General features: G+C 62.6%; 13 protein-coding genes. 9 read left to right on the top strand and 4 right to left on the bottom strand.

Going from position 1 to position 16,157, the window contains the following annotated elements:
* Window positions 1–4 precede the first annotated feature (4 nt).
* The 8 genes from AX768_RS19575 to AX768_RS33765 all read left to right on the top strand — a co-directional run bounded on the left by AX768_RS19575 (window position 5) and on the right by AX768_RS33765 (window position 9,375).
* A complete protein-coding gene (locus AX768_RS19575; protein ID WP_197672637.1) occupies window positions 5–397 on the top strand; it encodes a hypothetical protein in 393 nt (130 codons plus the stop codon).
* The gene (locus tag AX768_RS19570; RefSeq protein WP_062000111.1) at window positions 394–1,293 is read left to right on the top strand and encodes an integrase core domain-containing protein; all 900 of its coding nucleotides are present in this window, start codon (window positions 394–396) and stop codon (window positions 1,291–1,293) included. The genes AX768_RS19575 and AX768_RS19570 overlap by 4 nt, the downstream gene beginning before the upstream one ends.
* Window positions 1,294–1,345: 52 nt before the next feature.
* Window positions 1,346–1,582, top strand: a complete 237-nt coding sequence (locus AX768_RS19565; RefSeq protein WP_062001727.1) for a hypothetical protein — start codon at window positions 1,346–1,348, stop codon at window positions 1,580–1,582.
* A gap of 107 nt (window positions 1,583–1,689) precedes the next feature.
* On the top strand, window positions 1,690–2,265 hold the full coding sequence (locus AX768_RS19560) for a pilus assembly protein (protein ID WP_231941410.1): 576 nt from the start codon (window positions 1,690–1,692) through the stop codon (window positions 2,263–2,265).
* Between the two features lie 85 nt (window positions 2,266–2,350).
* On the top strand, window positions 2,351–4,090 hold the full coding sequence (locus AX768_RS19555) for a hypothetical protein (RefSeq protein WP_062001726.1): 1,740 nt from the start codon (window positions 2,351–2,353) through the stop codon (window positions 4,088–4,090).
* Between the two features lie 301 nt (window positions 4,091–4,391).
* Window positions 4,392–5,540 carry a hypothetical protein gene (locus AX768_RS19550; RefSeq protein WP_155524285.1) on the top strand — a complete coding sequence of 383 codons (1,149 nt, stop codon included), beginning with the start codon at window positions 4,392–4,394 and terminating at the stop codon, window positions 5,538–5,540.
* A gap of 10 nt (window positions 5,541–5,550) precedes the next feature.
* A complete protein-coding gene (locus AX768_RS19545; RefSeq protein ID WP_082771678.1) occupies window positions 5,551–5,988 on the top strand; it encodes a phosphate ABC transporter substrate-binding protein in 438 nt (145 codons plus the stop codon).
* A gap of 108 nt (window positions 5,989–6,096) precedes the next feature.
* Window positions 6,097–9,375, top strand: a complete 3,279-nt coding sequence (locus AX768_RS33765) for a bifunctional diguanylate cyclase/phosphodiesterase (RefSeq protein WP_062001724.1) — start codon at window positions 6,097–6,099, stop codon at window positions 9,373–9,375.
* Window positions 9,376–9,411: 36 nt separating this feature from the next.
* On the opposite strand, the gene AX768_RS19535 is transcribed toward AX768_RS33765, so the two are convergent.
* Window positions 9,412–10,320 carry a LysR family transcriptional regulator gene (locus tag AX768_RS19535; protein ID WP_062001723.1) on the bottom strand — a complete coding sequence of 303 codons (909 nt, stop codon included), beginning with the start codon at window positions 10,318–10,320 and terminating at the stop codon, window positions 9,412–9,414.
* A gap of 108 nt (window positions 10,321–10,428) precedes the next feature.
* Here AX768_RS19535 and AX768_RS19530 point away from each other — a divergent pair, with 108 nt between their 5' ends.
* Window positions 10,429–13,971, top strand: a complete 3,543-nt coding sequence (locus tag AX768_RS19530) for an ABC transporter ATP-binding protein (RefSeq protein ID WP_062001722.1) — start codon at window positions 10,429–10,431, stop codon at window positions 13,969–13,971.
* A gap of 63 nt (window positions 13,972–14,034) precedes the next feature.
* Here AX768_RS19530 and AX768_RS19525 read toward each other — a convergent pair whose 3' ends face one another.
* The 3 genes from AX768_RS19525 to AX768_RS19515 are packed head-to-tail and all read right to left on the bottom strand — an operon-like array spanning window position 14,035 to window position 16,141.
* Window positions 14,035–14,547, bottom strand: a complete 513-nt coding sequence (locus AX768_RS19525) for a DUF2889 domain-containing protein (RefSeq protein WP_062001721.1) — start codon at window positions 14,545–14,547, stop codon at window positions 14,035–14,037.
* Between the two features lie 4 nt (window positions 14,548–14,551).
* Complete coding sequence (locus AX768_RS19520; protein WP_062001720.1) at window positions 14,552–15,370, bottom strand: HpcH/HpaI aldolase/citrate lyase family protein; 819 nt, start codon at window positions 15,368–15,370, stop codon at window positions 14,552–14,554.
* A 21-nt stretch (window positions 15,371–15,391) separates the two neighbouring features.
* Entirely contained in the window at window positions 15,392–16,141 is a 750-nt protein-coding gene (locus AX768_RS19515; RefSeq protein ID WP_062001719.1) for a GntR family transcriptional regulator, read from the bottom strand.
* Between the last annotated feature and the right edge of the window lie 16 nt (window positions 16,142–16,157).

Here is a 16,157-nt window from a genome sequence, read left to right as displayed (position 1 = left end):
GTTGATGCTGAAGCAAATGGATGTGAATGCCGTTGCACCGGAGGCGCTGGAAGGGGCGCGTAGCGCGACTGGAAGCGCCTTCGGTGCAACCGTCGAAGTCAAGCGCTGGTCGTCGGGCCGCAAGCGCAGTGTGGTGCTCAGACTGCTACGCGGTGAGTCCGTGGACGCCGTTTCCCGCGAGGTGTCCGTGACGATCGCCCAGCTTGAAGAATGGCGTGCGCTCGCTCTGGCCGCCATGGAGGCTGGCCTGAAGGCGCGTGAGAGTGATCCTCTGGAGGCGAAGCTCGACGAAGCCGTCCGGCGTGTCGGCGAGTTGTCCATGGAAGTCGAGATCCTGCGCAAGGAACGTGAGAGGCAGGCCCGCCACCCTTTGGGCGTTCGGAGGTCCTCGAAATGAGCAATGGGACCTCCGCCAGTACGGGCAAGAGCTATGGATTGCAACGGGTTTGCCGGGTGCTCGAATTGCCACGCTCGACGATCTATGCCGCGAGAGCCAGAGCGGCGGCCAGCGTAGTGCCGGTCACCGGCCTGAAGCGTGGTCCGAAGCCGAAGGTGCCTGATGCCGACCTTCTGCAGGCCATCAGGGCCGATCTGGCGGCCTCGCCGTTCACCGGTGAAGGATCTCGCAAGGTCTGGGCGCGGCTGCGCATCCTGCGCGATATTCGCGCTTCCCGGACCCGCGTGCTGCGATTGATGCGAGAGCATGGCTTGCTCTCGCCGCATCGGCGGCCTCAGGGCAATCCGCAGCTGCACGACGGCAGAATTACGACGGACCATCCCAACGAGATGTGGGGCACCGACGGGACCCGCATCGAAACCGTTGATGACGGCATGGTCTGGATTTTTGCGGCCGTCGATCATTGCGATGCCCTGTGCACCGGCATCCATGTGGTCAAGATCGGCGACCGCTTCGCTGCGCTGGAGCCGATTAGCCAGGGGCTGCGCAGCGAATTCGGCGCAATCGGTGCCGAGGCTGGCCGGGGCCTGATGTTGCGCATGGATCATGGCTCGCAATACACGTCGGACGATTTCCGCAACCAACTGAAATTCTGGGGCGTCACGGCGAGCTTCGCTTTCGTTGCCGAACCGCAGACCAACGGGGTTGCCGAGCGCTTCAACCGCACGCTGAAGGAACAGGCCATTCATGGTCACATATTCAAAAATGTGGAGGAGGTCCGGGCTGCCGCCATCGCGTTCAAGGACCGATACAATCGCCATTGGCGTCTCGAAAAACTGGGCTTCATGTCGCCCCTCGAAGCCCGTCAGGCGCGCCTGTTGAAGCAGGCCGCCTGAGCTGCAACGCTGTGTCTAAACAACCGGAGCCGATACAGCGAAGACAATCGTAATGGCCTATCTCGGACGATGGAAAAGCGTAGGCGCCACCGTCACCATTGCGACATTAAATTACGGCACTTACGGCAACGTAGGCACCAAAAGCTACACCAACGACCTCGGCACGTATGGCAACGTTGTCTCGTACAACATCACCGTGACAATGCCGGGCTTCTCCGGCATCCCCCGGTTATTTGGCGTAAGCACGCTGACCTTCCAGCGCAACTATCTCGTTCAGAATGAAAAATGAATAGTCCGTTCCAGAGCCGGGAGCCGCGACCAACCTCTCCCCCGCGTTCACGTTCAAACCTGCATAACGTCCTTCGCGCAGACGGCGGCAGTGTCGCAATCGAGTTTGTGCTTATCGTTCCATTGATGCTGCTCCTGCTGCTCGGTTTCACCGAGATCTATCTCTACATGCGCGCTGTCAGTATTGTCGAGCGGACGGCTTTCACGCTCGCCAATTCCGTGGGGCAGATGACGCAGGTTATCAACGACCAGTCCACTGCCAACGCCAGCAATCTCGGCGCGGTGTGGCAGGCTGCGAACCTGATCGCCTCGCCAGTCGATCTCCAGACCAGTGGCGGCGTGATCCTCACGTCGATTTGCGACACCACCAACAATTGCGGCGCGAACGCCGTGCAAATGATTCCACCCACAAAGGGTTTGCCGGCTATTGCGTGGACGCAGAAGGCATCGTGGATGGGCAAAAACGCGCCGTCCTCGCGGATCACATCATCGAATCTTCTGCCGAAAGGCTGGCCGTTCTATGGAGGTGATTCCGCAACCGCCGTCGAGGTGTTTTACACCTACACGCCGTTTGCAATGACGGCCCCCTTCTGGGCCGATGCGCCACTTACGCAGACCATCTACAAAGTGGTTTACGTACGTCAGCGCTCGGGCTTGCCGCTCACGCTAGCCACTTCGGGTTAGCAGCAATGCGCTCTGCAAATATCCGATGAAATCTACGCACGAATCCTGCGCACCAACTGTTTCCTCGCGATCCGTCACGACCTTGATGACGGGAGACAGCGGCGTCGTCACAATGATGTTCGCGGTCTGCGCCAGCCTGATGTTCGGCGCAATGTGCACGGCACTCGACCTGATCGACTACGAGATGACACAGGAGCGCATGCAGATGGCGCTTGACGTAGCGACTATTTCCGCAGGCGTCGATCTTGCGCACTATGCTGATGCTGCCGGCAAGGACTCTTCCGCCTGGAAAGCGGACGCCCGCGCGTTCTACAGCGGCAACATGCCGACAGGCTACCTGGGCCTCACCATGCCCGACGCAAATTTCAAGGCGACGATCAGTGGCTCGCCTGCGGCCGGGCAGACCATCCAGCTCACGGCATCGGGCTCGATCCCGTTGCTTGCACCCTTATTCTTCGGGAACAATCTGCCAAGCGGCGGCACCGGCTCAGGATCGGGATCGCCGGCCGCGCCGGACACCACAACAGTCGCCGCCGCCAACTCCGCGTTTCGCTTGCCGCAAAGCACGCTGGAACTTGCGCTCGTGCTCGACAACACCGGGTCGATGGCCGATTACGCCAGCACCGACCAGAGCCAGGGAACCAAGATCGCGGGATTGCGCTCTGCGGCAAACACGCTCGTCGCAAGCGTGCTCGGCCAGTCCGGAAATCGCTCGTATGTGGGCCTTGTTCCGTTCACGACCATGGTCAACGTCGGTTCATCATTGTCAGCATCCGGCAGTTGGCTCACCCCCGCGGCCAGCGACAAAAACAGCTACAACTCGGCGGGGATTTCGTCGAAGTATCAGTCGTCGGGAACGGGATCGGGCTGGGCCGGATGCCCGGTAGAACCGCGGGTCGGGAGTGCGAAGCAACTGTTTCCGAAGGCCTACGCACCAGCCGATTCGCCAGGCTTCACGCCGTTCTACTACAACGTGCCGCCACAGGGCTTCAAGATCACCAACTACGACAGCAGCAAAACCAAGTGCGCGGTAACCAGCGTCAACAGCGTGCTTAATGTACCCCTGACCTACCAGACCAACGGTTCGGCCAGCTACTGCGGCACGGTAAGTGCAACCCCTGTCTACAACGCGTGGGGACAGCCGGTCGCCACCGGCAGCACGCTGCCCGCAACGACCACGTGGGATCAGAACGGCACCTCGGGATCGCGGCCGTGTTCGATCCAGCCAATGCAGTTCCTTACACAGGACATCAATACACTGAACAGCGCGATCAACCAGATGCAGGCCAACGGTTCGACCATCATCCCTACCGGCTTGCTGTGGGGATGGCGCATGGTCTCTTCGGCGTGGTCGCCGCAAGTGTCAGGTTCAAACGGCTGGATATCGTCCGATGCCAACCTGCCCCGCCCTGAAGCGACCACCCAGGGATTGCAACGCGTGGTGATCGTCCTGACCGATGGTGAGAACGACCCGGGCACGGCAAACGGCATCATGCCTTCCCCGTCGTTCAACGGTCTGTCCGGCGTCGGGAACAGCACGCTGACAGCGCCAACGGGCGGCCCGACCAACGGTTCGATGACATCCGTGTCGGACATTAACACGTTCCAGCTTTCTGTCTGCAACGCGATGAAGAACGAAGGCATCACCATTTATTCCATCACGTTCGGGACCTACGGGACCGACTCGGCAAGCAAGCAAGCGCAGCAGACCATGCAAAGCTGCGCGTCACCCGGTAACTACTACCATGCGCCGACCAACGCGGCGCTCACCTCGATCTTCCAGGAGATTGCCGGCAATCTCGGCATCCTGCGGCTGACTCGCTGAGCTTCATGCGGGCGATGCCAAGGCGTCGCCCGTTTGCCCGAAAAACTCAAGTAGTAGTTAGGCTTCCTGATGTATATCAATCTGACCAGCGAACTCTCTTTCGTTTCAACACGCTGCTTCTTGTCGGTTAATTATTCTGCCTCGAGCACAAACACAGGCTTACCCATCGGCATCTTTTTCTGCTTGTGCGGGATCCCATTTCAATAACTGCCGTACACCCCGTCAACGACCTCATCTGACTATCAAGATTCTTCTGGCCAGGCCGTTAGAAGCCACATACAACCCGCAACGTAACGTCTTGATGATGAGTAGAAACCGCCATTTGCATCAGTGGATCACCGGCACCGCCAGCATCGCCGCGATGGGACTGCTTTGCGCTTCGTACGTCTCTTCTGCCTTGGCGGAGGACACCCCGGCTCCGGACAACGCACCGCACATGTTCACGCTGAGCGGCTTCGGAACGCTCGGCATGACCCATTCGAGCCTGGACACAGCCGACTTCACGAGTACCGCATTCGAGCCGAACGGTGCCGGCCATAGCCGCAAGTACGACTTCGCCGACGACAGCAAGATCGGCCTGCAACTCACCGGCCAGTTCACCGACAAGCTATCGGCTGTTGTCCAGGTTGTGTCCGAGCATCGCTACAACAACACGTTCGTGCCAACGCTCGAGTGGGCCAACGTCAAGTACGCCATTACGCCGGATCTGAGCGTGCGCGCCGGGCGGATCGAACTGCCCACCTTCCTGAACTCGGATTACCGAAACGTGGGTTATGCAAATCCCTGGGTGCGGGTGCCGATCGAGGTGTACAACACTGTGCCGATCACCAATAGCGACGGCGCGGACATGTCGTACCGGTTGCGCCTGGGCGGTGTTGCGAACACGGTTCAACTGCTCTACGGCTACAGCTCGTTCCACGTCAACCCGGGCATGCTCAAGGCATATGGAACCGCGATCACCGGTGTGTTCGATACCGTCGAATACGGCAACCTCACGCTGCACGCCGGATATCTTCACGCCAACGTCAAACTGGATTTCCTGCCTGAAAAAGAACCGGTGAATGTCTACAGCATCGCCGCGGCCTACGACAGTGGCCCGTGGTTCGTTCAGGGCGAACTCGCACGCGTCACCGTGAACCAGGTCACGCCGGGCTACGTGAGCGGCTATGTGACAGGCGGTTATCGCCTGGGCAAGTTCACGCCGTTCGCCACCTACTCGCAAGCACATTCTCTTGACCGCCCCACTCTCGCCTACAACTACAACATGGGGCAGAAGGACATTTCGTTCGGGTTGCGCTGGGACGTCGTCAAGAACGTGGATCTCAAAGTGCAGTACGACCATGTCTGGCTGCCCGCAAACTCAACCGGCTCATTCATCAACTTCCAGCCGAACTATCAACTCGGCAGCGGCACGAATGTGATCAGCGCCGCGCTCGACTTCGTCTTTTGATGAGTGCACCGTGAAAAACGCCAACCAATACATCAGGTCAGCATTGATCGCCATGCTTCTCGGGTTGTCCGGGGAGTCGGCAATGGCCCAGCTCATCGTGGTCGTATCCACCAAGAGCACGCTCACGGCATTGAGCGAACAGCAGATCGCGGACATCTTCCTCGGCCGCGCGGCCTACTTCCCGGGTGGCGGCAGCGCCATACCCGTCGATCTGCCCGAGGATGCAGCCGCGCGCAGCGAGTTCTACCGCAGGATCACGGGGAAGTCCTCTTCGCAGATGAAGGCTTACTGGTCCAAGCTGATTTTCACCGGCCGCGGCCAGCCGCCCCGCGAAGTGCAGGACCCTGCGGCAATCAAGCGAGCGCTTGCCGAGACGCCGAACGCCATTGGATACATGGATTCCCGCGATATCGATGCAAGTGTGAAACCGCTGCTGACGCTCAACTAGCGCAAGGCGGCACGGCATGATAAAGGCGCTCACAAGGCGCCTTGTCCCCCATATATGCAGAATGCGATTTTTTTCCATATCGCGCAGTGAGATACCGGAATTGGCACGATGAACTTCAATCGCCGAGAGTCACCCGCGAAACGCGGTACGTCAGATCGACAGCCGGAAAGTGCCATCGATGCAGGCAATGCTGCCGCGAAACGCACGCAATTAGTCGTGCGGGGAACGCGTGCGATCGTGAAACGGCTTGCCGAGGCCTACATCCTGATACCCGTTTTCACGGGCCTGCTGCTTTGCATTGCGTGGGCAGCGGTGTTCCATCTGATTTCGGTTGAAGGCGATGTTGCCGAAGATACGGCTGCGCAGTCGAGCCGTGAGATCGCCGACACCTATGAAGCACAACTGGTGCGCAACCTCAGTTCAATCGACCAGACGCTCAAGACGGTCAAGTACGCCTACGAAAGCAAAGGCGGCACGGCCATGGACGAGCTGCAGGCGAAGGGCCTGCTGCCGCCGTCCATCGTTTTCCGAGTATCGGTCGCGGGGGCTGACGGAAGCGTGTTTGCAGCGTCCGGGTCGCATGGGCCCTCGAATGTCTCGACGGACCCGTGCTTCGCGGCATTGCGTGCGCAGATCGATGCATCGATGCCCTGCGTGAGCCGCGTCAGCCTCAATCACGATACTGACACGCCCGAGATCACCTTCAGCCGGCGCCTGGAGCGCGCCGATGGCAGCTTCAACGGCAGCGTGATGCTCGCCATGGACCCGGCCTATTTCACGAGCGGTTATGAATATGCCCGCATGGGCGACAAGGGCATGCTGCTGCTCGCCGGGACGGACGGCGTCGTGCGCGCTCAGCAAACGGGCGAGTACACGTCGTGGGGCAGGTCGATATCGACCGTGGCAATTGCAGTCGCGCAGCAGGCGCTTGCGAGCGGTGCGAGGGTCGGCCCGTGGGACCAGGGCGTGCGGCGTTACACCACCATCCGCGCAATCCACGGCTTTCCGCTGATTGCGATGGTCGGTCTCAGCCAGGGCGAGCAGTTATCGGTTTTCCGCAAGCACAGGCACAACTATGTACTGTGGACGGCCATTGCCAGCGCCTTGCTGATCGTGCTTGCCGCTGCGCTCAGCCGGTCGAGCTGGCAGCTTGCAGTCAGCCGCCGCCGCGCACGGCAGGCGCAGCAGACCTATTACGCCGCATCGGAAAGAAGCCTCGACGCGTTTTTCGTCTTTCGTTCCGAGCGCGATGGCGCCGGCAATCTTCTCGGCTTCGTCATGACCGACGCCAACCGGCGTGGCAGCGTCGTGCTCGGACTGCCCCGCGAGATGCTGGTTGGCCGCAGTCTCGACGCGATCTTCCCGGATGCGCGCCAGAACGGCATGTTCGATGAATTTGCGGCCGTAGCGGAAACCGGAACGGTCCACGAACACGAATGGATGCACCTGTGTACCGACGACACGAAAGTATGGCTCCAGCGTCAGGTAGTGCGCGTGGACAACGGCGTGGTGGCGATCATGCGCGACATCAGTTCGCGCAAGCGCGCGGAAGTGCGCCGCGCCGAGCACAATCGGGTGCTGGAAATGATCGCGACCAGCACGCCGCTCGAAGAGGTGTTGTCCTATCTTGCGAGCCTGCTCGAATCGCAGATCTCGCGTGTTGCGTGCGTCGCGTTGCTGCGTGACGACGACGGCCTGCATCTGAAACTGGGCGCCGCGCCGGGGCTTTCCGAGCTGTACCGGAAGCGGATCAACGGCTCGCCCGTGAGCCTCGATGCAGGTCCGAGCGGCCGGGCAATTCACACACGCCAACCCGTCTACATCCCAGACGCAAGCAAGGACCCGGCTTTCATGGAGCAGATGCAGGCGTATGGCTTGAGCGGCTTCCAGGCATGCTGGGCGATCCCCATCCTCGCGCACGACGGCAGCGCCTTGGGCGCGCTCACATTGTTCGCCCAGGACGCGCACGAGCCCAGTGCGATCGAATCGCAAGTCATCGCAATGGGAACCCGCATTGCGGGCATTGCCATCGAACGGCATCGTGCCGAAGAGCGTATCCGGCACATGGCCAATCATGACGCGCTGACAGGCTTGCCCAACCGTACATTGCTGTCCGACCGCCTGAACCAGGTGCTGCTGCACGCACGGCGATACGAGCGCGGCGTCTCGGTGGTGTTCATCGACCTTGATAACTTCAAGCTCATCAATGACAGCCTCGGGCATCGCGCGGGCGACGATCTGCTGCGCACGGTCGCGGCACGCATGTCCGATTGCCTGCGCGCAACGGATACGGTGGTTCGTCTCGGCGGCGATGAGTTCGTGATCGTACTGTTTGACGACGATCAGAATGGTCCCGGCATCCACAAGACCATCGAGAAGATCCGCGAACGGATCATGGAACCGGTCGAACTGAACGGCGAGCAATATCGGGTGACGTGCAGCATGGGCGTGGCGAGCTATCCGGCCGACGGCGCCAACGCCGAAAGCCTGCTGATGAACGCCGATGCCGCCATGTACCGCGCCAAGGAACTCGGGCGCAACAACTACCAGATGTACACGCACGAGATGAACATCAAGGTGCACGAAAAACTGCGGCTGCAGGAGCAGTTGCGCGTGGCGTTATCGAACGGGGAGTTTCATCTCGAGTATCAGCCGCAAGTCGACCTGCGCACGGAAAGCGTGTTCGGGGTAGAGGCGCTGCTGCGCTGGCAGCATCCGACCGACGGCAACATCTCGCCCGCCACGTTCATTCCGGTTGCGGAGGAGACGGGCCTCATCATTTCCATCGGCGACTGGGTGCTGCACAAGGCCTGCATGCAGAACAAGCTGTGGCAGGACATGGGCTTCGCACCCATGACGGTGTCCGTCAACGTGTCCGCGCGGCAGTTCCTGCAGAAGGAACTCGTGTCGCGCGTGGCGCATGCGCTCAGCGAAAGCGGCCTGGATCCTCAGTATCTCGAGCTGGAGCTGACCGAAAGCGTGATCATGCAGGATCTCGACGGCGCGATCGCGACAATGCGGCAGTTGCAGGAGATGGGCGTGCGTTTGTCGATAGACGACTTCGGCACGGGATATTCGAGTCTCAGCGCGTTGAAGCACTTCCCGATCGTGCGCCTCAAGATCGACCAGTCATTCGTTCGCGAACTGCCGGGCAAGGACGACGACCGCGCGATCGCGATGGCCGTGATTTCGCTTGGGCGCCAGTTGAATCTCAAGGTGATCGCGGAAGGTGTGGAAACAGAAACGCAACTCGCCTTCCTTCGCGACAACGCCTGCAACGAGATCCAGGGTTATCACTACAGCAGGCCGTTGAAATCGCACGATCTGGAGCAGCTTCTCAGCCAGCCGTTCGTGTGGCCGGTCGCGGCTGCAGCGCTGGTGGATTAGCGTAGTGCGCCGTCTTGGCAGGTGCCTTGAGCACGGTCAGGATGACGGGTCCAGCGCCACACCTGTCCCCGCCTCCGCCTCCGCGCGAAGGAAATCGATCAGGGTATCGAGCATCCTGTGGCGGCGGGTCGGTCCACGGCGCAGGACAAACCGCCACGAAGCCGGACGTGACAGCTCCGGAAAAAGGCGCACCAGCCGGCCGCTGCGCAGTTCCGGCTCGATCAGCGGCGAGCGTCCAAGCGCGAGTCCCGCGCCGCCCACCGCCGCGCCGATCACCTGACTGAAGCTGCTGTAGCGAACGATCTTGGTATCGAAATCGTCAGGCAGCCCGAACTCGGCCGACCAGTTCAGCCAGTTGAGTTCAGGGAAATTTTCGTGCGCCTCCTGCAGCAGGCGGCAACGACACACCGCCGTGGATGCAAACGGATGCAACTCGGGGCTGCATACCGGAAAGACGTCCTCTTGCAAGAGGACGATGTCATCGGGACGCAACGCGTGATCGGCGACATGCACGACAGCGAGGTCGATGTCGTATCGGGCAAAATCCGGCTCGCCATCCTGAATGATGGCGTTGAGCGGCGTCGCGGGATTGGAACCCGAAAACTCGGCAAGACGGCGCGCGAGCCACATGGCGGAGAACGGTGCGTTGGCCGAGACGGTCAGTCGCCTCGCGACGCCCTTGATTTCCGAACATGCGTCTTCCAGCAGTGACAGTGCGCCGCTCGCTGCAGGCAGCAGGCTCGCCCCCGCCGCCGTCAGGCGAATCCCGCCTATACCCGTGCTGCGCTCGAGCAGCCGCGCACCCAGCGTATCTTCCAGGCCGCGTATCTGATGACTCACCGCGCTGGTCGATACGTTCAGCTCGGCCGCCGCGCGAGCGAACCCGCCGAGCCGCACCGCCGCCTCGAAGGCCCGTAGCGCTGTCAGAGAAGGAATATTGGACATCGGGGTATTGTAGGATATTCAACACCCCTTGAAAAACCATCTTTTGCCTCGCCCTGCGGCCCAAGGTAAGGTCCTGACGACTGAAGCAGTGACCAACCGGAGGCAGGGATGTATTTCGATGGCAAGTTATGGATGATGATGGCAGGGCTGCGGCTGCGTGTGGCCGGCGCCGTGGGCCTTGGTTTGCTCGCCATGGGATTCGGCGTCCTGCGCTTCGTCTTTCTCGGCCGCGTGCTCGCGCTCGCACTGGAAAGCGCGCCGCTTCGACAGATTGCCCTTGCTGCAACCGGCACGGTCGCCTGCATGATCCTGCGAGCCTGGCTCGACCATCGCCGGGTCGTGCTCGCGCAGGGCACCGCCGGACGGGTCCAGTCGGTGCTGCGCGCCCGGCTCTTCGACCGTATTGCCGAACTCGGCCCGGCCTGGTTCGGCGCCGAGCGCACCGGCGGCGTGATGCTGGCTGTCATCGACGGTGTGGAGCAGTTACAGACTTTCTTTGGCGCCTACGTGCCACAACTGATTATTGCCACCTGCGCACCGGTGATGATCTTCGCCGTCCTGGCCTGGTGGGATGTACCGACCGCGGCCGTGCTGCTGGTCGCCGCGCTTGCAACACTCGCGCTGCCCATGCTGATTCACAACGCCGACAAGCACGCGGCCATTGCCCGCGCCGCGGCGTTCAAGTCATTCGGCGAAGAGTTCCTCGACGCGGTGCAGGGCCTGCCAACGCTCAAGGCGTTCGGCCAGAGCGGCGCCTTCGCGCAAAAGCTCGCCGGTCGCGCGCGGGCGCTGTCCGACAGCACCTTCTGGGTACTTGCGCTCGGTCTGCTCACGCGGTTCTTCACCGACCTCGGCACCGGCCTGGGCGCGGCGGCTGCCATCGCACTCGGCGCCTGGCGTGTAAGCCACGGCGAAATGAGCCTGGAAGCGCTGCTGATCATCCTGATGGCCGGCACCGAGATCTTCCGTCCCCTGCGCGACCTGCGTTCCGTGCTGCATCAGGGCATGGTCGGACAGTCTGCCGCGAACGCCATCCATGCGCTGCTGGAAGCACGCAGCGATGCACCGGCTGCGGGCGCGCCACATGTGGCCGGCCTTGCTGCGGGCATCGCGTTCGATAACGTCGGTTTCGCTTATCCCGGCCGTCGCGCCGATGCGCATGCCGCGCTGAGCTTCGAGATCGCTGCCGGCGAGACGGTCGGGATCGTCGGACCCAGCGGTGCGGGCAAGTCCACCATCCTGCGCCTGCTGCTGCGCCAGCACGACGCGCAGGCAGGCGCGATCCGCATCGGCGGCCATGACATTCGCACCCTGGACCCCGACCAGGTGCGAGGCATGATCGCGATCGTGGCGCAGGACACCACGCTCTTCGATGGCACTATCGCCGACAATTTGCGGCTCGGCCGGCATGATGCGAGCGACGCCGACATGATTGCAGCCGCTGCGGCCGCCAACATTCACGACTTCATCGCCGGCTTGCCCGAAGGCTACGAGACACGCATAGGCGAGCGTGGCGCCACGCTGTCCGGCGGGCAACGCCAGCGCATCGCCATTGCCCGGGCGCTGTTGCGCGATGCGCCCATCCTCGTGCTGGACGAAGCACTTTCCGCCGTCGATGCCGAAAACGAAGCGGTCATCCAGCAGGCGCTCGACCGGCTCATGCGCGGGCGCACCACGTTGATCCTGGCGCACCGGCTATCCAGCGTGATCGGCGCCGACCGGATTCTCGTGCTCGATCACGGGCGCGTGGTGGAGAGCGGCACGCATGCCGAGTTGATCGCCCGTCCCGGGGCGTATCGCCGCCTGATGGGTCCGCAGGTCGGCGCGGCCGGCCAGCGTCCGGCTGCGGTGGAACGGTTGGTCGCGGCGCCTGCGTCATCGTCTTCAGGTCCGCAACAACGTGCGCTTGCCGAGGATGCCGCCGAAATCGGCTGGGTCGATACCTTGCGCACCCTGTTGCGCTTCGTGCGGCCGTGGAGAACGAAACTGGCGCTGACCGTGCTGTGCGGTATCGGGCGGGTGCTGAGCTTCATTGGCGTCGGCGTGCTGGGCGCGCTCGTGGTTGCGGGTGTGGCGTCCGGACGGCCGGTCTTCGGGCTGACCGTCGGGCTGCTGATCGCCGCGCCCGCCGCGGCAACGCTGCACTGGCTGGAATCCTGGCTTGCGCACGACATGGCTTACCGGCTGCTGGCGGAAATGCGCATCGCACTGTTCGCCAAGCTGGAGCGCCTCGCTCCCGCCTACCTGCTGCGCCGGCGCTCCGGCGACCTCGTGGCGCTGGCGACCCAGGACGTCGAGACGGTCGAGTACTTCTACGCCCACACCGTGGCGCCGGCTTTTGTCGCCATCGTGATCCCGGCCAGCGTGCTGGCGCTACTGGCATGGGCGGCCTGGCCGCTCGCGCTCGTCCTGCTGCCCTTTCTCGCCTGGGCCGGACTGACACCGGTATTCGCACGCAGCAAGATCGACCGTCTCGGCAGCCGGGCGCGCGCAGCATTGGGACAACTCGGCGCGCATCTCACGGAGACGATCCAGGGTCTCGCCGAACTCGCAGCCTTCCAGGCGACCGGCCGCCGACGCGCCGTTTTCCTCGCCGACATTGAGGCATACCAGCAGCAGCGGTCCGCCCTGCTGGACGATCTCTCGCGCCAGAGCGCCGCGCTGGAAATCGCAACCGGACTGGGCGGCCTGGCGGTGGCCCTGACGGGCGCCGTGCTCGCCGCGAACGGCTGGTTTGCGCCCCAGTGGCTGCCGTTGCTCGTGCTGGTTTCCGTGGCGGCCTTCATGCCCGTTGCCGAGATCGGCCAGGTTGCACGCCAGTTGGCCGATACGATCGCGTCCACGCGCCGCCTGCATGTCGTCGAAGCAGAGACGGAGCCGGTCACCGATGGCGATTTGCCGGTCCCCGCAAACCCGCAAGTACGGCTCGAGTCGGTGAGCTTTGCGTACCCGGGCCGCAGCGCACCGGCGCTCGACCGTGTGAGCTTTGCCGTGCGTCCCGGCAGCACCGTGGCGCTGGTCGGCGCCTCGGGCGCGGGCAAGTCGACGGTAGCCAATCTGCTGCTGCGCTTCTGGGATCCGCAGCAAGGCGTCATCACGCTGGGTGGCGTCGACTTGCGCCGGCTTCGTCTCGCTGACTTGCGCAGTCATATTGCGCTGGTGGCGCAGGACACGTATCTCTTCAACGATACGCTGGAGGCCAACATCCGTCTGGCCGGCCGGGATGTCTCAGACGCAGATGTACGCCGCGCGCTGGATCGTGCCGCGCTGAGCGATTTCGTCGACCGGTTGCCGGATGGCCTTGCGACCCGGGTGGGCGAGCGCGGCGTGCAGTTGTCGGGCGGGCAGCGTCAGCGGGTGGCGATCGCCCGCGCGTTCCTGAAGGACGCGCCGATACTGATCATGGACGAAGCGACTTCGCATCTCGACACCATCAGCGAGCAGCAGATCCGCACGGCCCTTGGTGAACTGATGAAGCAACGGACCTCGATCATCATCGCGCATCGGCTGTCGACGATTCAGAATGCCGACACGATTCTCGTGATGGACGGCGGCCGGGTCATCGAGGCCGGCAGCCATGCCGAACTGCTCGCTGCGCGCGGCGCATATGCGAGACTGGTTGCGCATCAGTCGGGCGGGCTCGCCGCGTAGGGCATCGGCAGTCGATGCAGGGGTTGCGGCGCCCGATAGGCAAAACGGCGCGCGCCGCAACGCTCACGCCCGATACCACTTGGGGTAGAACTCCCTGACGGCATCGCCATCGGTTCTCAACGCATGGCAGCCGTCGAGCTGGAATGGTTGCTGGCTGTTCGACGCGTTGATCTCCTCGCTCATTGTCTGGAACGCAGCCGTCGCCACGCCGCCGATCAGCTCGGTCAGATGCGTGCAGCCCTTCGTGCCGCCGAACAGCGCACGTGTCTCGCGCGTGAAGCCAGCCGCGAGCTTGAGGCCGATCAGCTTCTTGTACTCCGGCCCGATGACATCGCAGAAACCGGGATACGGCACGACTTCGGATTCCGCGTGTGCATCGACGATCAGGAAATCCGTGTTGACCGTGATCCGCAAGCGCATCTGGTGGATCGCTTCACCGGCCAGACGCACGACACCGCTCGAATGACGATCGTAGGTTTTCGTATCGCGCAGCACACCTTCGATGTCATACAGCCCGTCTTCGCGCCGATAGCCGCTGAGTTCGATACGCCGCACATGCAGGAGTTGACGTTCCATGGGCTCAGCGCGTGAAGCTCGCAACAATGCGTTTCGCCTTGTCGACGATAGGTTTGTCGACGAGCTTGCCGTCCACGGCGATCGCGCCCCTCGGATTCTCGGCGAGCTTTGCCAGCACGCGCTCGGCCCAGGCAAAGTCCGCATCGCTCGGAGCGAAGCCGCGATTCACTGCCTCGACCTGCTTCGGATGAATGCACAGCTTCGCACCAAAGCCGAAGCGCCGGCCGGAGGCGGCATCGGCGGCGATCAGGTCGGCATCGTCAATCGATAAAGTCACGCCGTCGACCGGCGCCGCGAGCCCCGCATAACGCGACTCGATCACGAATTGCGAGCGCACGTAGTCGAGCTCGCGGCCGCTGTCCTCCACACCTGCATCGACGCAATAATCGAACGAACCAAACGCAAGTCGCGACACCGCCTTCTCATGCGCGATGGCCCGCATCTCCACCACGCCCGCCACGCTCTCGATCAGCGCGATAAGCGACACCGCCTTGCCGCAACGCGACGCAATATCCGCCAGTTCGCTCGCGGCTTCGGCCTTTGGGACCATGATGCGCGTGACCGCTGACTCGCGCAGCATTTTCACATCGTCCTCGTGCCAGGGCGTGCCGTATGCGTTGACACGAATCACGACGCGGTCCTTGTCGATATCCGGCAAGCCATCCCGCAGCCACTCCGATAAACCCTCGCGCGCCTGGATCTTGCCCTCGGGCGCGACCGCATCTTCCAGATCGATCACGACCTGATGCGCGGCCGTTGCAAGCGCCTTGGAAAACCGCTCCGGACGATCGCCCGGTACGAAGAGATAACTATGAAGCGGCATGCATGTCTCCTGACTTGAGCATCAACCGGACGTCCAGTCGCGCTGGAATGTTTCCGAATAACTGAAACGGTCGGCCGGATGGATGCTGAACGCGGCTTCGACAATCTCGCCGCGCCGGTTGAGATATCGGCGGCACAACCAGAGCGCGGGTGAACGCGCCTTTGCGTTGACCAACGAGGCGATGGCCGCCGGCAAGGCGATCGCCCGGATCTCCTGCTGCACTTCCACTATCCGCTCGCCGAACTGTTTTTCGATAAGCGTATAGATCGGCACATGCGATTCGCGTTCGCTCACCACGAGCGAACGAAATGCCGGCTGAATGAATACTTCGGTATGGCAGATCGGATCGGGGCTGTCGCCCGAACGGCGCAAGCCTGCAATGCGCAGCCACGTCTCGCCGGGGCCAGCCTTCAGCAATTCGCAAACGGCAGGGTCGCGCACCTCGGTCGTGTCCTTTGTCAGGATCTCGAGAACGGTGTCCGCCGTATAGCGATGCAGGTCGCTCAACTGCTGCATGACCTGCCGATACCCGCCTTCGGATCGAACCGCCTTGACAGTCGTGCCGACCCCCGCCTGCCGCACGACCATGCCGAGTTGCACCAGTTGCTTCACGGCCTCGCGCACAGTGGAACGGCTTGCGCCGAACTGCTCGCATAGCTCGAACTCGGTTGGTATTGTCGAGCCCACCGGAAACCTGCCGCTCTGAATTTCGTTGACGAGCGTCTGCGCCAATTGCACATAACGCGGTTGCTGACCCAGGACTGTGACCATCGGCTCTTGCGTGAGT

The organism is Burkholderia sp. PAMC 28687 (genome assembly GCF_001577465.1).
In the GTDB taxonomy this organism is placed as follows: domain Bacteria; phylum Pseudomonadota; class Gammaproteobacteria; order Burkholderiales; family Burkholderiaceae; genus Caballeronia.
Note: the sequence above shows the minus strand (reverse complement) of the source record. Positions and strands in the feature narration are given on the sequence as shown.